The sequence below is a fragment of the Pedobacter jeongneungensis genome, assembly GCF_039538295.1.
Taxonomy (GTDB): domain Bacteria; phylum Bacteroidota; class Bacteroidia; order Sphingobacteriales; family Sphingobacteriaceae; genus Pedobacter; species Pedobacter jeongneungensis.
The window spans coordinates 35,058-57,788 of sequence record NZ_BAABBY010000014.1; the positions used below are offsets into that span (position 1 = coordinate 35,058).

The window sequence follows — 22,731 nt, forward strand, 5'->3', positions numbered from 1 at the left end:
ATTAAATTGAATGATATGAAAACGGATAATAAAGAAAACGGAACTAAAACCAAAGGAAGTTCAAAAGAAAAAGCATCATTTGACCAGAACGGAAAAGGCGCTTCAGATAAATTTGGACAGGCCGGATCAACCCCGAACGAATCAGGAACGGCAGGAGCCGGTACCGTTAATAAGGATAAAAAGGCATAGAAAAGATAAAAAGAGTAAAATACTCTTTTTATCTTTCGTAGATACTCATCTTTTCAGCAAGTTCTATAATACTTTTTATTTTCAGTTTTTGAAAAAGCCTAAGTTTATATGTACTTACGGTACCCATCTGAAGATTCAGCTGATTAGAAATTTCCAATACGCCAATACCTTTTGTAAGTAATTCTGCTACTTCTAATTCCCTGCCCGAAAGTTTGGTGAAAGGATTATCAGCATCGTTACCCAATATGCTATTGAACATATTTTCTTTCACGTTTCTGCTTGAATAGCGACTTCCGGCTAAAATAGTTGTGATGGCAGTTACAATTTCTGATTCTTCTGCATTTTTGGTCAGGTAACCTGATGCACCAGATTTTAAATAAGGAACCGCATAAATATTCTCATTTAAAGATGAAAATACAAGGATTTTAGCATTCGGCTGAACTAACTTTAACTGATCAATTACTTTCAGGTTATTACCCCCCGGTAAGTTAACGTCAATAATAATTAAGCTTGGCGATTTTTCCGTTTCGATAAGCGCCTGTTCCAATGTGGATGCATGGATGATTTCAACACCAGGCCAAAAGTCTGATATTAAACCTTTTAAACCACGGCGGATGATTTCATGATCATCAGCGATGAGTACTGTAAAAGTACTTACTGCATTTTTTGTTTTCATTATTTATAAGAATATTCTGCAAGTTAGTAAAAAGTTATTTTTTTGTACGCAATTGTAGTAAAATTTTCGCTTAAATGTGTAAATATTATTATACACAATTAAAAATTTTTGTTTAAAACACTCTTGGGGTTGCCAATCTGATGTTTGGTTTAATAAATGAATAAGACAGAGAGATCTCATGCGTCCCGCCGCTATAACCTTGCAACGGACCAACTGAGAAATCGTAGCCATAACCTATCCTGATTTTCTCTGAAGGAAAAACCTGGATTGCTGCTACCGCTGAGTTACGCGGGCTAAGATCCCGCTGTAAATAGCTTTTATCATACAACTTTACACCTGTACGGTAAGAGCCGCCAACCCATAAAAAATCTTTAATCATTAAGAATGCATTTACATCTAAACTGGTCGGGCCGCCACGGTCGTCTTTTAACAGAAAAGAAGGTTTGATCTGAAAATCTTCGTTCAGCGGGAACAATGCCCCGGCGGTTAAATAATAATGCGGTTTTGGCTGTGGGATAAAGGCATAGCGGTCGATATTGATGTAGGTAGCAATCAGGTTATCAACCGAAAAACCGGCATAATATTTATCGTTGGCGAAATACACCCCTGCCCTGGCATCGGGTACAATGGTACTTTGCATGCCTACAGGCTGGTTAGGTTCCGGATTATTTGGGTTCAGCATAGAGCCGTCGATGCCCAATTGCACCATCCCTACCCCAAGACCTAAAGCTAACCTCGAGCTGCCATCATCGTTCATCCTGATGCGATAAGCGTAATTGCCATAAATGCTCAGGTTATTCTGCGCACCCAGTTTATCGCTGGCCACCTGGAGGGCAAGCCCTACGTTACCACTATTGGCAATGGCATCTACTGCAAGCGACATGCTCCTTGGTGCTCCGGTAATGCCCGTCCACTGGCTACGGTAAAAGCTGTGCACATTGAGTACTTCTTTGTAGCCCGCATAGGCCGGATTAATGTAAATTCCGTTAAACATGTACTGACTGTACTGGGCATCCTGTTGTGCCGCTACCGGCCGCGAAAGCAATAGCAACGCTCCTGCTATTAAGCCTAATATTTTCTTCATCATATCTCCGCTCATTAATTTTTAAACGCCCTGATCAGGGTGATATAGCCTTTAAATACCTTCCATTCGTTATTTCCACCTTTTTTAGCACGCAGCAGGTAATAGTAAGTACCTTCGTTCAAGCCCTCGCCTGTCCAGTTGTTTTTATAACCTTTGGCGCGGAAAACTTCATTGCCCCAACGGTTTACAATGGTTAGTTCGTTTTCTGCAAACTCAGCAAGTCCGTTTATTTCGAAAGTATCGTTTATACCATCACCATTTGGCGTAAACAGGTTCGGGATCAATAAATCATCACCCGAAATGGTAGCCGCATCTGCAAGTACCAGGTTATTATTATTTACCGGATCTGGCTGATCTGCTTTTACCGCTGCCGAATTGTTTAATGTACCCGCCGCCAGCGTTCTCGATTTAAAGGTTAAGGTTGCAGTTTGATTAAAATCCAGACTTCCCGCCAACCAGACAAAATCTCTTGTTGTAGCAGAGTAAGTGGTGGTACCGATGGTAACGGTGATCCCTTTCGGTGCATCGATCATGGTAGAAAGACGATCGGTAATGGTAACACCGGTTGCCCTGTTCGGTCCTTTATTGGTAACGGTAATCTTATACATTACATCCGATCCCGTTTTGATCTCGCCTTTAGTCAACAACTCTTTGGTAACCATTAAATCAGCCGATTTATCCACCTCTATTGCAGCTTCCGGACTTAAATTTTTTCCATTTGGAGCAGTCATTACAGCCACATTTTTAATGGTATTGTAACTGTTCACATCCGGAGCCACCCTGGCATCTAAATTTAACACTGTGCTCGAGTTAGCCTGCATGTTGATGGTCCATTTTAAAGTATTACCCATTACAGTGCCATAGCCAGAAACCGACCCCGGAACATAGGTTAATCCTGCCGGAAGTTCGTCAATAATGGTTACGCCGTTCAATGCAGATCCGCCCGTATTTTTTACAGTTAACGAATAGGTTAAGATTTCGTTGGCCTGTGCCCTGCCATCTTTATTCCCTTTGATATCAGTTACGGCTTTACTTCCTTCCAACATGCCTTCGGTAGGAATTGAAACACCAGGATTTAAAGGCGTTGAAGCATTTGCCGGATCAGTTACTGAGGCGGTATTGTTGATGGCCAAAGTACCTAAAGGAAGAGCCGCATTTACACTAACTTTAAAGTTAACCACCACTTGTCCGTTGGCCGGAATAATTAAATTACTCCAATTGATGGTGTTACCAGTTAAGATACCACCATGATCAGCGCTGGCATTTACATAAGTAGTATTTACCGGGATTGGATCTACAATTTTAACCCCTGTCCTTGCGGTGTTACCATTGTTTTTAACCGTAATGGTATAAGTTAAAATTTCATTGGCTTCTGCTTTACCATTGTTATTGGCATCGGTAACGGTTTTAGCGCTCACAATTTTTGGCAATTCCAAAATGGTAGGATAATCGTTGTCTTCTTCCGTTCCTGAAACATCAGAAATTGAGGTTCCTGCTGGCGAAGTTGCTGTTAATGTAGCGGTATTTCTTACCGAACTTGCATTTTTCTCAGCCTGACTAATGGTGTAAAATGCCGTAGCCGTTGCGGTTTCATCAGGTGCAATACTGGCCGGGCTGAAGGTAATGTTTGATGAGATTTTTGGATCAACCAAACTGAAATTCGTTAATGTTACATTACCGGTATTTTTAGCAGTAAAAGTATAGGTTACCGAATTTCCGTCGGCACTTAAAACGCCTGTCTTAATCAGGGCTAAACCTGGTGCTTCTTTGATCAGGAACATAGTAGGATCATCAGGTGCCAAAGTTTTCGGATCATCCGACAGTTTGCTTAATTTACCAGCGCCGGCAAATTTTGCCGTTAAACCGGCCTGATTTATAAACTTACCATAATCAATTTCCGACTGTACAAGTGTATGTCTGGCCAGGATCATAGCCGTTTCGGCAGGTTCTAGTTTACTAATTACTGATGGAGTGATACTTCCCGCATCTGCTCCCGGATCCGTAACAACTATATCGGTTAAGGTAATATTACCGGTATTGGTAACCTGGATGCTGTACTCAATGGTTTTTACGATACCTGCGCTATTGGCAACCATTTTGGTAAACCTTACGGATGGATCAGGCACAATTGCAGTAAAGGTTGCATCATCTGCAGCAGGTGTTGCCGGATCATCAGATACTTTTGCAATTGTATTTCCTTTAGGATCTTTCACCGTTGCGCTAACCTGGTTACTGAAACCTCCTGCATTTACATCACTTTGTTTTACAGTATGTTTAGCCGTGATATTCACGATAGCACCCGGCAATACCGAAGTAATATTGGCTGGGGTTAAACTGCCCGCATCTGCATTGGCATCTACTAAAGTGATATCGCTTAGGGTAACATTACCCGTATTTTCGAATACAATGTTGTAATTAATTACGTCACCGGCTTTAGTTGCGCCATTGGTAGCCGATTTGGTTAATGTAAAACCTGGTGCAGGTGTTAATTTGGTTACAGTCGGATCATTCGGCGCCGGAGTAGAAGGATCGTCGGATACCTGATTGATGACATTGCCTTTATTATCAGTCAATTTTACCGAGGCCTGGTTGGTAAATGATCCCTGGTTAACATCAATCTGTGTTAAAGTATGTTTCGCTGTAACCGTTACACTGGCGCCAGGTGCTAATGTTGAAATATTTGCAGGATTGATCGAACCCGCATCAGCTGCTGCATCAGTTAAATTTAAATTGCTCAGTGTAACCGTTCCTGTATTGGTGATAGTGAAAGTATAATCAATTGATTCGCCAACTTTTGTTCCAACAGCAGTTGCAACTTTCGTAAAAATGAATTTTGAAGCGCCTGAAACCGGCGTTTCGGTCGGGTTGTCATTCGAATAATCTGTTCCCGAAACATCTGTAATGATATTTCCCGCAGGTGTTTGAGCACTAACAGAAGCCGAATTGGTTACCAAAGCCGCATCTTTATCATTCTGACTTAAAATATAAACCTGACTGTAGATGAAGCTTGCCCCTGCTGCCAATACATTCGGAAAAGTTTTGTTCAAACCCAGCTTGGCATCTGTTAATGTGATGCTGTTTAATTCTACATCTCCAACGTTCGTAACCTTGAAAGAATAAGTAATATTATTGCCATCTGCGCTTAAAACACCTGTTTTAATTAAGGCTATTTTCCCTTTCAATAATGGCGTGGTAACGGTTGCCTGGTTATTTACACTTTCGGGATCATTTGTTTTAGACGTTGGTGTTAAGGAAACACTGTTAACTAAATTTGTCCCTGTAAAACCTGCTGCAACTCGTCCATTAACAGCTAAACTAACCTGTTGTCCGGCGACTAAATCGGCTGTTAAAGTAAAGCTGTTTCCAGTTGAACTATACGTTCCACCAAATGCATTATAGGTTATATTTTCCAGTCCTGCCGGAAGATTCTCGATCAGACCAATCGACTCACCGCTTAAAACAGTAGCTGGTCCGTTATTTTTAATATTAATGGTATAACCAATATTTTCATTGCTTTCTACACCAGTAACATTAGCTGTTTTACTGATCTGAAGATCAGTGATCCAGTTAGGAACAGTTACCGTTACTACCGCAGCAGAAGATTTTGTTGCGTCTAATTTATCGGTTATTTGATAGTTTAAATTATAAATCCCCGGAAGCGTTCCCGCAGCAACATTTACTTTTCCGGTTGCAACATCAATAGTTATTTTTGGATTTGAAGTTGAAATCTGGCTGAGGGTAACATTTGCAAGGGTTGCAGTATTTATGTTGTTATAGGTATCGTTAATCAATATATTTTCGACCGCAACTCCCCCACTGAAACCGTTTGCCGTTCCGGAATCATCTTTAGCGAGGATGACACTTGTTCCTACCGTTACGGTTACTGTAGCAGTTGTTCTCTGTCCAGGGTTCAGTTTATCTTCGACCTGGTAAACCACTTCATAAGTTCCTGCCGGGGTGTTTGGCGCTACGTTTACTTTTCCGGTAGTTACATCTAGAGTAACGTTAGGGTTGGTAGTTGAAACCTGGCTTAATTTAACTTCTGTTAATGTTGCAGGGTTACCATTATAGGTATCGTTAGCCAATACATTTTCAACTGCGGTTCCGCCGGTATAGCCGTTTGCATTTCCTGAATCGGCTATGGCAACCATCGCTGGGGCACCAACAGTTACGGTTACAGTAGCGGTTTTCGTTAGACCCGGGTTTAGTTTATCTTCGATCTGGTAAACAATCTCGTAAGTCCCTGCCGGAGTGTTTGGCGAAACATTCACTTTTCCAGTGGTTACATCCAAAGTAACGTTAGGGTTGGTAGTTGAAACCTGGCTTAATTTCACTTCTGTTAATGTTGCAGGGTTAACATTATAGGTATCGTTAGCCAATACATTTTCAACTGCGGTTCCGCCGGTATATCCGTTTGAATTTCCTGAATCGGCTGTGGCAACCAGTACAGGCGCACCCACCGTTACGGTTACGGTAGCAGTTTTCGTTTGACCAGGGTTCAGTTTATCTTCGATCTGGTAAACAACCTCGTAAGTCCCTGCCGGAGTATTTGGCGCAACGTTCACTTTTCCGTTAATTACATCTAGAGTAACGTTAGGGTTGGTAGTTGAAACCTGACTTAATTTTATTTCTGTTAGTGTCGCAGGATTGCCGTTGTAAGTATCATTCAATAATACGTTTTCTACAGCTGTTCCACCGGTATAGCCGTTTGCGTTTCCTGAATCGGCTGTGGCAACCATCGCTGGCTCACCAACAGTTACGGTTACAGTAGCATTCTTTGTTTGGCCTGGATTCAGTTTATCCTCAATCTGGTAAACCAATTCATAAGTTCCTGCCGGAGTATTTGGTGCAACGTTTACTTTTCCGGTGCTTACATCTAATGTTACGTTAGGATTACTAGTTGAAACCTGGCTCAGTTTTACTTCGTTTAAGGTAGCCGGATTACCGTTATATGTATCGTTCAACAATACATTTTCAACTGCTGTTCCACCAGTATAGCCGTTAACATTTCCAGAATCGGCTATGGCAACCATCGCTGGGGCACCAACAGTTACGGTTACGGTAGCGGTTTTCGTTAGACCCGGGTTTAGTTTATCTTCGATCTGGTAAACAACCTCGTAAGTCCCTGCCGGGGTATTTGGTGCAACGTTTACTTTTCCGGTAGTTACATCTAAAGTAATATTAGGATTAGTGCTTGAAACCTGGCTTAGTTTAACTTCATTTAAAGTAGCCGGATTACCGTTGTAAGTATCGTTAACCAATACATTTTCAACAGCGGTTCCTCCGGTATAGCCGTTTGCATTTCCTGAATCGGCTGTGGCAACCAGCGACGGTGCAGAAACAGTAATGGTTACGGTAGCCATTTTAACCTGACCAGGGTTCAGTTTATCTTCGATCTGGTAAACCACTTCGTAAGTTCCTGCCGGAGTATTTGGTGCAATGTTCACTTTTCCGGTATTTACATCTAAAGTAATATTAGGATTAGTGCTTGAAACCTGGCTTAGTTTAACTTCATTTAAAGTAGCCGGATTACCGTTGTAAGTATCGTTAACCAATACATTTTCAACTGCTGTTCCGCCAGTATAGCCGTTTGCATTCCCTGAATCGTTTGTGGCAACCAGTGCAGGAGCACCAACAGTTACGGTTACAGTAGTCGTTGTTTTCTGTCCAGGGTTCAGTTTATCTTCAATCTGGTAAACAACCTCGTAAGTCCCTGCCGGGGTATTTGGTGCAACGTTTACTTTTCCGGTAGTTACATCTAAAGTAATATTAGGATTAGTGCTTGAAACCTGGCTTAGTTTAACTTCATTTAAAGTAGCCGGATTACCGTTGTAAGTATCGTTAACCAATACATTTTCAACTGCTGTTCCACCGGTATAGCCGTTTGCATTTCCTGAATCGGCTGTGGCAACCAGTGCTGGTGCAGAAACAGTTACGGTAACGGTAGCAGTTTTCGTTTGACCAGGGTTCAGTTTATCTTCAATCTGGTAAACTACTTCGTAAGTTCCTGCCGGAGTGTTTGGCGCCACGTTTACTTTTCCGGTAGTTACATCTAGAGTAACGTTAGGGTTGGTAGTTGAAACCTGGCTTAATTTAACCTCGTTCAAAGTAGCCGGGTTGCCGTTGTAGGTGTCGTTTGTTAATACATTTTCAACTGCGGTTCCGCCGGTATAGCCGTTTGCATTTCCTGAATCGGCTGTGGCAACCATCACTGGCTCACTAACAGTTACGGTTACAGTAGCATTCTTTGTTTGGCCTGGATTCAGTTTATCTTCAATCTGGTAAACCACTTCATAAATTCCTGCCGGGGTATTCGGTGCAACGTTCACTTTTCCTGTGGTTACATTCAAAGTGACGTTAGGGTTAGTGGTTGAAACCTGGCTTAGTTTAACCTCGTTCAAAGTAGCCGGGTTGCCGTTGTAGGTGTCGTTTGTTAATACATTTTCAACAGCGGTTCCACCGGTATAGCCTTTTGCATTTCCAGAATCGGCTGTGGCAAGCAGTGCAGGGGCACCAACAGTTACGGTTACGGTAGCAGTTTTTGTTTGACCAGGATTCAGTTTATCTTCAATCTGGTAAACCACTTCATAAATTCCAGCAGGAGTGTTTGGCGCCACGTTTACTTTTCCGGTATTTACATCTAGAGTAACGTTAGGGTTTGTGCTTGAAACCTGGCTTAGTTTAACTTCATTTAAAGTAGCCGGATTACCGTTGTAAGTATCGTTAACCAATACATTTTCAACTGCTGTTCCGCCGGTATAGCCGTTTGCATTTCCTGAATCGGCTGTGGCAACCATCGTTGGTGCAGAAACAGTTACGGTAATGGTAGCAGTTTTCGTTTGACCAGGATTCAGTTTATCTTCAATCTGATAAACCACTTCGTAAATTCCTGCAGGAGTATTCGGCGAAACGTTTACTTTTCCGGTATTTACATCTAAAGTAACGTTAGGGTTTGTGCTAGAAACCCGGCTTAGTTTTACTTCGTTCAAAGTAGCAGGGTTGCCATTGTAAGTATCGTTTGTTAATACATTTTCAACAGCGGTTCCTCCGGTATAGCCGTTTGCATTTCCTGAATCGGCTGTGGCAACCAATACAGGCGCACCAACAGTAACGGTTACAGTAGCGGTTGTTTTCTGTCCAGGGTTCAGCTTATCCTCGATCTGGTAAACCAATTCGTAAGTTCCTGCCGGAGTATTTGGTGCAACGTTCACTTTTCCGGTATTTACATCTAAAGTAATATTAGGATTTGTGCTTGAAACCTGGCTTAATTTAACTTCTGTTAATGTTGCAGGGTTACCATTATAGGTATCGTTAGCCAATACATTTTCAACTGCGGTTCCGCCGGCATAGCCGTTTGTATTTCCTGAATCGGCTGTGGCAACCAGTACAGGCGCACCAATCGTTACGGTTACGGTAGCAGTTTTCGTTTGACCAGGATTAAGTTTATCCTCGATCTGGTAAACCAATTCGTAATTTCCTGCCGGAGTATTCGGTACAACGTTTACTTTTCCGGTGCTTACATCTAATGTTACGTTAGGGTTTGTGCTAGAAACCTGCCTCAATTTTACTTCATTCAAAGTAGCCGGATTACCGTTGTAGGTATCGTTAACCAATACGTTTTCTACCGCGGTTCCGCCGGTATAGCCGTTTGCATTTCCTGAATCGGCTGTGGCAACCATCGCTGGCGCAACAACAGTTACGGTTACAGTAGCAGTTTTCGTTTGACCAGGATTCAGTTTATCTTCAATCTGGTAAACCACTTCATAAATTCCAGCCGGAGTGTTTGGCGCCACGTTTACTTTTCCGGTATTTACATCTAATGTTACGTTAGGATTAGTAGTTGAAACCTGGCTTAGTTTTACTTCGTTTAAAGTAGCCGGATTGCCGTTGTAGGTATCGTTTAACAATACATTTTCAACTGCGGTTCCGCCGGTATAGCCGTTTGCATTTCCTGAATCGGCTGTGGCAACCAGTACAGGCGCACCAATCGTTACGGTTACAGTAGCTCGTTTTGTTTGGCCAGGGTTTAGTTTATCTTCAATCTGGTAAACCAATTCGTAAGTTCCTGCCGGAGTATTTGGTGCAACGTTCACTTTTCCGGTATTTACATCTAAAATAATATTAGGATTAGTGCTTGAAACCTGGCTTAGTTTAACCTCGTTCAAAGTAGCCGAGTTGCCATTGTAAGTATCGTTTGTTAATACATTTCCAACTGCTGTTCCACCGGTATAGCCGTTTGCATTTCCTGAATCGTTTGTAGCAACCATTGCTGGTGCAGAAACGGTGATGGTTACAGTAGCAGTTGATGCCTGACTAGCATCTAATTTATCAACAATTTTATAAATTATCGTATAAACTCCAGCTGGGGTATCAAGTGCTACATCTACCTGGCCGGTCGTAGCATTTAGTGTTACATTAGGATTTGAAGTAGAAATTTGTGAAAGATTTACTTCATTTAAAGTTGGCGCAATAGTAGTTCCATTATAGCTGTCATTGGTAAGTACGTTGACTACTGCTACCCCTCCTATTAAACCATTTGCATTTCCTGTATCATCTTTCGCTAGCAAAGCTCCCGAAGCAACCGTTACCTTAATGGTTGCGATTGATGTTTTTGAAGCATCAAGTTTATCGGTAATGGTATAAGTTAAAGTATAAATGCCTGCCGGGGTATTTGCAGCAACATCCACTTTTCCGGTTAATGGATCTAAAGTTACTTTGCCATTGCTATCATTTGCACCAGCGGTAATGGTTACATCAGTCAATGTCGGAGCAGTAGCGGTTCCGTTATAAGTATCGTTCGCCAAAACATTTGCCACCGCAATACCACCGATTACCGAGTTGGCTGAACCAGCATCGTCTTTAGCAGTCAAAGCTCCCGAAGCAACTGTTACTTTTATAGTAGCGATTGATGTTTTTGAAGCATCAAGTTTATCGGTAATGGTATAAGTTAAAGTATAAATGCCTGCCGGGGTATTTGCAGCAACATCCACTTTTCCGGTTAAAGGATCTAAAGTTACTTTGCCATTGCTATCATTTGCACCAGCAGTGATGGTTACATCAGTCAATGTCGGAGCAGTAGTGGTTCCGTTATAAGTATCGTTCGCCAAAACATTTGCAACCGCAGTGCCACCGCTTACCGAGTTGGCTGAGCCGGCATCGTCTTTTGCAAGCAAAGCGCCCGTGATTAAATGAACCCTAACCGTTGCCTGTTTCACATTTCCCGGGTTAGCTTTATCTTCAATTTGATAAACCAGGGTGTAATCACCAACCGGGGTGCCGGGTAATACATTAACCTTTCCGGTAGCAGGATCAATAGTGATATTTGGGTTTGTAGTTGAAACCTGACTGATCGTTACATTCACCAGTGTAGCCTGATTACCGTTAATTTTATCGTTAATCAAAACATTATTAACTGCCACACCACCGGTTACCGCGCTTAAAGTTCCTTCATCATCAACCGCATAAACACCGGTATTGGTTACAGTTGGATTATCATTGCCCTCTGCTGTACCCGAAATATCAGATACATTACCGTTCGACGGATTTTTACCCGTCACCGTAGCCGAGTTACTCACAGATCCAGCTGCTTTTTCTGCCGCAGCTATCATATAAGAGGCCGTTGCCGTTGTACTCGCACCAGGCGCTAAAGTTGTAGCACCCAAAGTAATTGCACCGGTAATTTTACTATCTGTTAAAACAAGATTATTCAGCGTAACATTACCAGTGTTTTTAACCGTAAACAAATAACTGATGGTATTTCCACTGAGGTTTAATGTACCTGTTTTCACCAAAGTAACAGCAGGATTTAAAATAATATTTACATCAGCCGTCGCAGTTTTTTCCGCAGGAAGTTCTGTGGTTTTAACACTCGCAGTATTACTGATCTTTCCTGAATTATTGGTTGGATTACCGTTATTGTTTAAGTCAGCCTGAAGTACGGTATAAGTTCCGGTATAAGTCCAGCTCTCCCCTTTTTCTAAAATATTATTGGTATTTCCAATTTTTACAGGATTGTTTAAGTTTCCACCCAATAACGGATCGCTCACCACAACATTGTTCTGATTCGTATTACCTGTGTTCGCTACAGTAACCGAATAGTTAATTACGTTTCCTGCCTGATTAACCGAACTTACATTTGCAGATTTTGTAATCGATATTGACGAACAAGCAGGTACATTTACAGTAATAGTAAATGGATTGCCATCGCAGGCACCCGCAACCGTTGCTTTTGGTGTTACCGTATAAATTATGGTTTGCGCAGTGTTGCTGGTATTAACTAAAGTTTGATTGATAGTATTACCCGATCCGTTAGCTGCACCAGCTACATTAGCGTTCGGATTTACCGTCCAGATAAACGACGAAGGAACTGAATTACCTCCATTTGCTGAACTATTGATATTTTGCGTTTGGATATTATAATTAAAAGCTCCGGTACAATCCAAAGTTTTGGTATCATTAAATCCTTTCGGACTTTGATAAATCGTTACGGTAACCGAAGCCCGGGCCGGACTCTCACAACCGTTAATGGTCTGACTGGCATAATAAGTTCCGTTCGCCAAGGCAGCAGTCGAAGCTAAAGCTGTTCCACCGGTTAACTGGCTATACCACTTAACAGCTGTTCCTGTGGCAGTAAGGTTTGCAACCGTTGCGTTAGAAATTTCACAGAAAGTCTGGTTGCTGGCTGTGGGTGCAGGTGTTGTTGTAATTCCTATTGTACCACTTAAAGAAACTGCTGTGCACGGAGCAGTTTGCCCAACCGTACTCACGCTAAAATTTCCTGCTGAAGTTGGTACCCCACTAATGGTTAAAGTATTGCCGCTCTTTGAAGCCGTAAGTCCGGCAGGCAAATTATTCACAGTTACATCTGTTGCAGCGCCCGACCAGGAATAAGTGATCGGAATAATCGGACTACCTACACATACAGTTTGGTTATTTGCCCCGCCTCCAGCTACTAATCCGGCTGAAGAGTTAACAGTTATGTTGCTTGTAACGGCAGCCGGAGTGCAAGGACTAAGCTGACCTATTGTGCTTACCGTATATGTGCCACCCGAAGTAGGCGTTCCACTAATAGTTAAAACCTTTGTGGCTACATTTTTACCAGCTGTTAAACCGGCTGGAAGTGAAGTATAACTAACATCGGTAGCAGCACCACCCCAGGTATAAGTTATCGGTGTTATTGCGCCGCCGGCACAAGTACTTTGGTCAATATTTCCACCCCCGGTTGTCAATGTTCCTGCAGGGTTTACAGTGATTGCTCCTGTCGCACTTAGCGCACCACATGGTGATGTTTGTCCAATTGTTGTAACCGTATATTGTCCTGAAACAGTTGGCGTGCCACTAATAGTCAGTACTTTTCCACTTTTAGAAGTAGTTAAACCTGCCGGAAGATCAGTCACCGTTACATCCGTAGCACTGCCTCCCCAGGTAAATGTTGTAGATGCAATAGGCGATCCGGCGCATACGGTCTGAGTAGCATTACCACCTGTAACTAAGGTTGGGGCCTGATTAACGGTAATATTATATGCGGTTGATTTTGGTCCGTTTGAGCCATAAGCAATTGCAGTTATCGTTGCTGGTCCGTAATAATCTGCAGCCCATGTTACCGTTGCCGAAGCTGTACCAACATTGGCACTAACCGTCATGGCTGAAGTGCTAACTGTACCAGCATTGTTCGGACTGATGGCAAATGCCATTGAAGTTGCAAAACCTGAACTTGCCGTATATGAAGTATTTCCTGTACCCTGGCACCTCAAATTAATGCCTGAACTAAATGTTGGCGCAATAACATCAGGAGATATGTTTATGGTCACAATAGCATCATCGCAGGTAACCGTTCCGTTAATGTTCGTACAAATGGTGTAGGTAAATGTATCCTGGCCATAATAACCGCTGTTTGGTGTATAGGTAACAGTGCCATTTGCATTTTTAACAATTGTACCATGTGCAGATGAAGCCGGAACGGTATAAGAAGATAGCGCTGCCTGATTGTTAGGCTGATCATTTGCAAGTATGTTGATGTTTACCGGAGCATTTAACGTAGTTGCCGCCTGATCGTCATTTGCTGTTACCAGACTGATAAATTTGGTATTGAAAGCGATAAAAGCAGGATCACTGCTCCCACCAAGTTTATATCTTAAAACAAGCGGCTGCGAATAATTTGAACTGTTAATACCAAAGGCACTCGCATCTGCTGCCCAGATCCGGATAGGTCGGTCTGTTTTGATAAAACCTGGTTGTATTACCCCTGTATTGGGATCATAGAAATCAGGCAGCCATGTACCTATCACCGGAATAACAGATTGATCGATACTGATCTTATTCCCGACCAGATTTCCGTTTCCATCTTCAAAATATACCTGATCTAATGCACCTGTAGCCTGAGCAACCTGTGTAATCAAAATATCAGGAATACCATCACCAATTTGAGTATCATTAGTAATTGCACCAAAATTAAAACTTAACGGGGCGGCTGTTGACGGAATATTAGTGATACACGACCCCATATCTAAGCCCCTGACACCTCTGGTAAGAATCTGTGCAACGGTAACAGGTACAGAATAAGGATATATTCCACCATTATCAACACCATCTTCCATTTGACCAAGGCCTACAAAATTTGAAGCTGTTCCGGGTAGTGGAATGTTTTTAACAGGAAAAGCCTGATAAATACCAGGTGTAAAAGAAACAAGTTTCGATGTAAGCAATAAATCATTTACACCGGTAGAATAATTTATATTATTAAATGTAAATGCAAGCAGGTTGTTTTTATTATCAGGCCAAACAGGATTAATTGCCCCTTGTTTTGAAGTCCAGTAACCCTTATAATCTGTAAATAAACCAGTAACGCTATACTGAGCAGATACCCGACTAATTCCTAATACAAAAAGAAGCAAAACAAAACATAATATCCTGTTAGGTAGATTAGTTTTATAAAAAAAATGTTGTATAATTTTATTCATTCTTCCCATTGGGATAACCGGGTTTTTACTGCTTAAAATTGGCCTCATACGATGAGCACAAAATCTTCCTGAAAAAGGAGTTTGCTTATAAAAAATTTCCCTTTAAGAAATGCGGTAAAAACAGCGTATATACACTGATTATAAAACACTTTTGAAGAGATAGACACTATAAAAAAACTTCGTTTTTGAGGGCGGCAAAAGTATATTATTTTTAACATTCATACAAGTGCCAAAAAGTGCCGGTTTGAGCAGTATTTTATGTACTTCAATTGTAAAAAACTGTCTTTGCAATACTACAAAGCAAACAAAAATAGAAATCGACCTGCCTAACTCACACCTTTGACTGTCGGTCGCCGGTATGATTTTTTGACAATAATCAACAACTATATAACAAATTGACTTATTTATACTACAAACAAAATAGAAAAATGAAAATTTAAAAGAAGAAAAAAGAGGGTTAAAATGTCTTTACATTTTAACCCTCTTAATTGAAGAAAACAGGAAAATAATTGTTATTCGGATGGCTAAATTTTTGCCCTGATCCTGCTCAGCGTTTCTAACCTGATTGCTAAAAAGGACGCGATATGTTTTAGTGAAACCCTGTTAATTAAACCCGGAAAGGAAACAAGAAAACGTTTATATCTTTTTTCTGCAGACGAGATCCGGCACAAGTAAGCCCGCTCCTCTGCAGATCGGTAATACAGTTCCATCATCTTTCGGCCCACTATATTTGCCTCCGGAAAATTTTCGTATAAGAACTCTGATAAAACATGTGGTATAGCAATTAAATCTACATCCTCTAAAGCCTGAAGATACTCTTCCGAATCGCCTTCTATCCACAAATTGCGTATCGTGCCGATTACTTCGTTCTCCTTGGCTATCCATGTGGTAATTTCGTTACTTCCATCCTTAATAAAGCCTCTGACAACCCCTTTTACAATTAAAAAAAGGAATTTATTACGGTCGACCGGAGAAACCAGGTATTTATTTTTTTTATAACTAACCGGAAATGTATGCTGATTGATGCGTTTTTCAATCTCAGCATTAAGGGGATGAAATTTTTTAAAAATCGAGACTAGAGGAGAAAAGTTATTGTATTTTTTCCACCTATCTTCATCAGATAAATTAACTGTGAGCATAGAGATAACGATTGGGATAGACTGCAATTACACTGTAGAAAGTACAATCACATGGTAATTATAAGAAGATTAGAACTGAAAAAAGAATTTTTTTTCAATTTATAAAATTTTTAACATGATTAAAACACTTTTTCTACGCCTAGCCCAAACAACGCAAAATCGTATCTTACAGGGTCTTTGGGATCAAATTGCCTTAAATTTTCGGTTAACTCAACTGCAGTTAACCAATCAGTTTGTTTCCGGCTAATCAAGCCTAATAAACGCCCTACCCGATCTACATGTACATCACACGGACAAATCAGTCCTTCCGGTTTAAGGGTATTCCAGATCCCGAAATCAACCCCATGGTTATCATTCCTTACCATCCACCTTAAAAACATATTTAAACGCTTACAGGTTGATTTCTGCTTTGGCGAAGAGATATGCTTTTTTGTACGGTGCGGAAAATCTTCCAGCGAGAAAAAATAAGCCCTGAAATGGTTCAGTGCCTGCTCTGTCGAAAAATTAAGATCAGCAACAGAAGAAACCGCTATGTTATTTCCCATTGCCGAAACCTCCGGATATTCAGTTCTGAAAGTATCCTGCCGGGGAATAAAAGCATCTTCCAGGCTCTTAAAATTCTGATAATGCTGCTTAAAGAATGAAATAAAATAAAGCAGATCGGTATCATTAAAAGTACGGTGCTTAAAATTCAGCAAACGCCGCAAATCATCATCGGTGTGGTTAAGCACAAAATCGTGAGGTGCATTATCCATCCGGTTAAGCAATTCCCTGCATTTATTGATAATCGTTTTCCGCTGGCCCCAGGCCAAAACCGCAGCAAAAAAACCAGCTATTTCTATATCCTGCTTTTTTTCAAAAAGATGTGGAATACAAACCGGATCGTTTGTTATAAAATTAGGCTGATTATATTGTTCAACTTTACCATCAAGAAAATTTTTCAGCTCCAGAAATTGCATATAAGTAATTATTTAAACGAAAATAGCAGCACAACAGTAGCCACCTAAACCGGATTGAAACGGTATCCTTTTTTGTTTGCAGATTTTAATGAAGCAGGTACTTCAACAAAAAAGATTTAATGTAAAGCCGGACAAACATTAACCCTGGAATGGAACCGGCTTTACAAAAAAAATAAAAAACCGGGCAAATGCTATTCATAATGCCCGATTGAAATTTTATGCCAATGCCCTTTCGAGATCTTCCAAAAGATCGTCAATATCCTCTACCCCTACGCTTAAACGCAATAAATTATCCGTCACACCAACTTTTTCCCTCTCCTCTTTCGGAATAGAGCCGTGTGTCATGGTAGCCGGGTGATTGATCAGTGATTCTACTCCACCTAAAGATTCGGCAAGGGTAAATACTTTAAAATTAGAGGAAATCCTGAACGTTTCCGCCAGGTCAGCGCCTTTTAGGGTAATCGAAATCATACCCCCAAAACCACGCATCTGCTTTTTAGCCACATCATGGTTAGGATGATCTTCAAAACCCGGCCAATAAATTTTATCAACCTTAGGATGAGTTTTTAAATAATGTGCAGTACGTTCGCCGTTTTCGCAATGGGCTTTCATCCTCAGGTGAAGCGTTTTAATTCCCCTTAACACTAAAAAGGCATCTTGCGGACCCGGAGTTGCACCACAGGCATTGTAAATAAACCAAAGGTCTTTGTACAATTGCTCATCATTGGTTACCAAAGCACCCATTACCACATCAGAGTGACCGCCAATATACTTGGTTACCGAGTGCATTACAATATCAGCGCCTAAATCGATCGGGTTTTGTAAATATGGTGAAGCAAAAGTATTATCAACCGTAAGGATTAAATTTTTCTCTTTAGTAATTTTAGCTACCCCTTCAATATCGATAATCTGCATAGTTGGGTTGGTGGGTGTTTCAATCCATACCAGTTTCGTTTTATCGTTGATGTACGGCAACATATTTTCTGGTTTAGAAAGATCCAGAAAATGAAATTTGATGCCATATTTGGTATAAATTTTAGTGAAAATGCGGTAAGAACCACCATAAAGATCATTTCCGGTAATTACTTCATCGCCCGGTTGCAATAACTTTAATACTGCATCTGTAGCACCCATCCCACTCGAAAAAGCCAGACCGTATCTGGCATTTTCTAAAGCAGCTAAACAATCTTCCAAAGCTTTACGCGTTGGGTTGGTTCCCCTAGAATATTCATAACCTTTATTATCGCCAGGAGATTTTTGCCAATAAGTTGAGGTTTGATAAATCGGTGTCATTACGGCACCTGTTGTTGGGTCAGGCTCCTGGCCTGCATGTATGGCTTTTGTTGCGAATTTCATTTTTTTTAGATTTGAGATGTGAGACACTAGATTTGAGACATTATATTTGAGAAACGAGATTTGAGACAGGAGATTACATCTCGTCTCAAATCTCAAATCTCCCTTCTCATATCTACTTAATACGCTCTTGCGAACAATACTCTCTGAATAGATGGTTTGCCTGAATAAATGCAAACTCCATCTTCCAGTTTATTATCTAAAGGAATACAACGGATAGTTGCTTTAGTTTCCTCTTTAATTTTTTGTTCTGTTTCTGGTGTTCCATCCCAGTGTGCAGCTATAAAACCGGCTTTTGTATCCAACAGTTCTTTAAACTCTTCGTAAGAATTTGCTTCTGTAATATGTTCATCACGGTAAGCCAATGCTTTGTTAAACATGCTTTGCTGAATATCTTCCAGTAGTTTTACAATGTAAATATCCAAACCTTCCTGTGGTACAGTCTGCTTTAGTTTGGTATCCCTGCGGGCAACCTCAACAGTTTTATTTTCAAGATCACGTCCGCCAATGGCAACACGGATCGGCACACCTTTTAATTCGTAATCGGCAAATTTAAATCCCGGGCGCTGTGTATCCCTGTCATCATATTTTACAGAAACACCTAAACCTTTTAAACGCATGGTTAATTCGTTTACATAAGTAGAAATTTTTGCCAGATCTTCGTCGCTTTTATAAATCGGAACAATAACAACCTGGATTGGTGCCAGTTTTGGCGGAATAACCAATCCCGAATCATCACTATGTGCCATAATTAAGGCGCCCATTAAGCGGGTAGAAACACCCCATGAGCTGGCCCAAACGTAATCTAGTTTTCCATCTTTACCTGTAAATTTAACATCAAAAGCTTTAGCAAAATTTTGTCCTAAAAAGTGCGAAGTACCCGCTTGTAAAGCCTTTCCATCCTGCATCAGAGCTTCAATACAATAAGTATCCAAAGCTCCGGCGAACCTTTCATTAGGCGATTTGCGTCCCCTTACTACCGGTACAGCCAACCAGTTTTCGGCAAAATCGGCATAAATATGCAACATACGTTCTGTTTCTTCAATGGCCTCTTGTGCAGTAGCATGTGCGGTATGACCTTCCTGCCATAAAAATTCGGCAGTACGCAAAAACAACCTGGTACGCATTTCCCACCTCACCACATTGGCCCATTGGTTAATTAATATTGGGAGGTCGCGGTACGATTGAATCCAGCCTTTGTAAGTGTTCCAGATAATGGTTTCGGAAGTCGGACGAACAATTAACTCCTCTTCCAGTTTGGCAGTTTCATCAACTACAATATTACCATTACCGTCATTTTTTAAACGATAGTGTGTTACAACGGCACATTCTGTCGCAAAGCCCTCAACGTGAGAAGCTTCCTTAGAGAAAAATGACTTTGGGATGAATAATGGAAAATAGGCGTTCTGATGGCCTGTATCCTTAAACATTTTATCTAAAACAGCCTGCATTTTTTCCCAAATAGCATAGCCATTGGGCTTAATAACCATACAACCACGCACTGCAGAATGCTCTGCTAAATCTGCTTTAATCACGATGTCATTATACCACTGGGAATAATCTGCTTCTCTACTTGTAATTTCTTTGCTCATGTTATGTATTTGGAACGTAATTTGTACGTTAAAAAGTGTAAAATTCGATAGCAAATTTATAAATTTATGCCTACAAACGATTAAGAATTGAAATCAATTATAATTTAACGTTTTTAGACTAACTAAATAGTTAAGAATTAATTACTTTTGAAACCTGTTTATCAATATTCGTGAACACACACAACTAATATAAACACAATGAAACCAATTAAATTTTTACCCATTGTTATGATTGCTGCTGCTGGGTTGGTGGCTTCATGCTCTACATCAAAACTGGCTCAAACCAAGCCGGCTGATGATGTTTATAATTCTGTGGCGAAAGCCAGGGAGGTGGAAATTGCACCTCAACCTCAAAACCGACAAGGCCAGCAATATCAGGCCCAGGGTCAGGAAGAATACGATGAATATTATGGTACCAGTAATCCTTATTACGATATGGATTATTCGTCAAGGATTAACCGTTTTTACAATGGTTACAGTTTTCAGGGCTACTATGATCCATATTTCGACAATTATTATTACGGCAGCAGCTACGGACCATCCAACTATTTAGGTATTGGATTAGGTTGGGGTAACGGTTACGGCTTAGGTGGCTGGGGCGGAGGCTTTGGATATGGTTACGGATATGGAAGCATCTGGAACAACCCTTTTTACTATGGCAATTACGGTTACGGATGGAACAATCCATACGGCTGGAACTCGTGGGGACCTAACTCTTACTACGACCGTTATGGTTGGGGCGGTGGCGGATATTACGGCGGTGGCTGGGGTATCGGCGGCGGATACTATGGTGGTGGCGTTTATACCAACAGAGGCAGCTACAGACCAAGACCGGGAAGTAACGACAGAGGTGTGCCAAGATATGGAAATTCTAATGGAGGAAATGTTGGCAGACCAAGCAGATCCGGTATAAGTAATCCAAACGGTGTTTCTTATGCACCAAACAATAACGCAGGCAGACCAACAAGAAACCAGGGAGGATATACTCAAAACCAAGGTAATCAAAGCGGAAGACCTACAAGAAATGATGGTTATGCACCACAAGGCGCCCAAGGCAGCAGACCTACAAGAAACGAAAACTACACTCCTCAACAGCCAACCAGAACCGAAAGCAGGCCAAGTTATTCACCTCCACCATCAAATGGCGGCGGCGGTGGTTCAATTGGAGGCGGCGGCGGTGGTGGCGGTTCACGTCCATCAAGAGCAGGAAGAGGTTAATTTTAAAATCTAAACACACAAATGAAAAAAATCATCTTGGCTTCTCTAGTAGCTACAGTAGCTGCTATGGGAACAACATACGCCCAAAGTTATGCGCCTGATGCCTTCCGTTTCTCGCAAACCAATTATGGCAGCTCGGCAAGGTTTAAAGGAATGGGCGGTGCCCAAATTGGTGTTGGTGGCGATATCGGTTCGATTAATGCCAACCCTGCCGGGTTAGGTTTATTTACCAAATCGGAATTCAGTATTACACCCGAATTTAACTCAGTATCTAACGGTAGTGCATATTTAGGAAATAATACCTCAGCAAATAAAAGCCAGCTCAATCTGAACAATATTGGTGTTGTATTTTATAGTCCGGCTGCTAAAATGAAAGGTGCTGATGTAGATAAAGGATTAGTAAGTAGCGTATTCGGTTTAAGTTATACGCGCAACAATGATTTCTTAAATAACATTAACTATGGCGGGATTAATAAGAACAACTCAATAAGAAATTCTTACGCCGAGCAAGCCAACAATTACGGCACTTCCAATAGTATAGCTGGTGATGCTTATAACAGTTATTTAATAAACAGAAATACTCCTACTTTTCCTAATCAGTATTCTGCAGAGCCATCAGGCACCAACTTTAATCAAAATTGGGATGAGGCACGTTTAGGTTCTACTTCAGAGTTTAATGTGGCAGGAGCCCTGAATTTTGGAAATAAAGTATATATTGGTGCGACAGCAAGTTTTGTAAATGTAAAATATACCAGTGATGCTACATTTACCGAATCAGGTATCCTTAATTCGTATGACGACGACGCGACTTTACCAAATGTTCCTAAATACAACGGGAATGAAAATTATAGCCTTACCCATTTCAGAAATCAGGAAACTAAAGGTGGTGGTTTCAATTTAAAATTAGGTGCTATTTTCAGGCCGGTTAGCGAGTTAAGGATCGGATTAAATTTCCAGACACCAACCTGGATGAACATTGAAGATAATACGAGTGAAACCTTACAGGCCACTACTGCCGGCAATGCGAATACTTCTCCAACTAAATCAAATAACCCTACTCAATATTATTCATTCACCTACAATTTACGTACACCTTTAAAAGCTTCTGCTGGTATCAGTTACGTAATTGCTGGTACAGCGTTAATATCTGCTGATGTGGATTATGTAGATTACTCTTCGATGCGTTTTTCTGATTCTAACGGATCTGACCGTGCAACTATTAACGATAATAATGCCTTTATTAAAGCATCATATAAAGAAGCAGTTAACTATAGAGTAGGCGCTGAGGTTAAAGTAACTAACGAATTTAGCTTACGTGCCGGTTATGGTGTAAATGGAAACGGTGTTAAAGGCGGCGATAATAAATTTTACCAAGGCCAGTATTATACTGGTGGACTTGGCTATCGCATCGACAACTATTATTTCGACGTAGCTTATCAGAACTATCAAACGAATTTTAGTTCAAGTCCTTATTTATTAGATAATTATACTGAGCCTGTTGCCGATGTAAAAAGTAATAGAAACAATGTATTTTTAACTTTTGGAGTAAGATTCTAAAATTT

10 protein-coding genes are annotated in these 22,731 nt (G+C 41.0%); 3 read left to right on the forward strand and 7 right to left on the reverse strand.

Annotated elements, in window-relative coordinates; all coding sequences use genetic code 11:
* The first annotated feature begins 15 nt into the window (after positions 1–15).
* Positions 16–189 carry a hypothetical protein gene (locus tag ABD769_RS22195; RefSeq protein ID WP_344853547.1) on the forward strand — a complete coding sequence of 58 codons (174 nt, stop codon included), beginning with the start codon at positions 16–18 and terminating at the stop codon, positions 187–189.
* 28 nt (positions 190–217) lie between these two features.
* Here the strand turns inward: ABD769_RS22195 and ABD769_RS22200 are convergent, their stop codons facing one another.
* From ABD769_RS22200 to proS, 7 genes are all read right to left on the reverse strand, one after another.
* Positions 218–865 carry a response regulator gene (locus ABD769_RS22200; protein WP_025146884.1) on the reverse strand — a complete coding sequence of 216 codons (648 nt, stop codon included), beginning with the start codon at positions 863–865 and terminating at the stop codon, positions 218–220.
* Positions 866–977: 112 nt separating this feature from the next.
* Positions 978–1,952 carry a PorP/SprF family type IX secretion system membrane protein gene (locus ABD769_RS22205; RefSeq protein ID WP_344853548.1) on the reverse strand — a complete coding sequence of 325 codons (975 nt, stop codon included), beginning with the start codon at positions 1,950–1,952 and terminating at the stop codon, positions 978–980.
* 11 nt (positions 1,953–1,963) lie between these two features.
* Positions 1,964–14,842: a DUF7507 domain-containing protein gene (locus tag ABD769_RS22210; protein WP_344853549.1), complete on the reverse strand. Its 12,879-nt coding sequence runs from the start codon at positions 14,840–14,842 to the stop codon at positions 1,964–1,966.
* A gap of 590 nt (positions 14,843–15,432) precedes the next feature.
* Positions 15,433–16,047, reverse strand: a complete 615-nt coding sequence (locus ABD769_RS22215; protein WP_344853551.1) for a Crp/Fnr family transcriptional regulator — start codon at positions 16,045–16,047, stop codon at positions 15,433–15,435.
* Positions 16,048–16,166: 119 nt separating this feature from the next.
* A complete protein-coding gene (locus ABD769_RS22220) occupies positions 16,167–17,006 on the reverse strand; it encodes a TIGR02757 family protein (RefSeq protein WP_344853552.1) in 840 nt (279 codons plus the stop codon).
* 216 nt (positions 17,007–17,222) lie between these two features.
* On the reverse strand, positions 17,223–18,362 hold the full coding sequence (locus tag ABD769_RS22225; RefSeq protein WP_344853553.1) for a cystathionine gamma-synthase: 1,140 nt from the start codon (positions 18,360–18,362) through the stop codon (positions 17,223–17,225).
* A gap of 116 nt (positions 18,363–18,478) precedes the next feature.
* Positions 18,479–19,951: a proline--tRNA ligase gene (gene proS / locus ABD769_RS22230; protein ID WP_344853554.1), complete on the reverse strand. Its 1,473-nt coding sequence runs from the start codon at positions 19,949–19,951 to the stop codon at positions 18,479–18,481.
* Between the two features lie 198 nt (positions 19,952–20,149).
* On the opposite strand from proS, the gene ABD769_RS22235 reads away from it, so the two are divergent.
* Together ABD769_RS22235 and ABD769_RS22240 are read left to right on the forward strand one after the other, a co-directional pair.
* Positions 20,150–21,169 carry a hypothetical protein gene (locus ABD769_RS22235; RefSeq protein ID WP_344853555.1) on the forward strand — a complete coding sequence of 340 codons (1,020 nt, stop codon included), beginning with the start codon at positions 20,150–20,152 and terminating at the stop codon, positions 21,167–21,169.
* Between the two features lie 21 nt (positions 21,170–21,190).
* Entirely contained in the window at positions 21,191–22,726 is a 1,536-nt protein-coding gene (locus ABD769_RS22240; protein WP_344853556.1) for an OmpP1/FadL family transporter, read from the forward strand.
* The last annotated feature ends 5 nt before the right edge of the window (positions 22,727–22,731 follow it).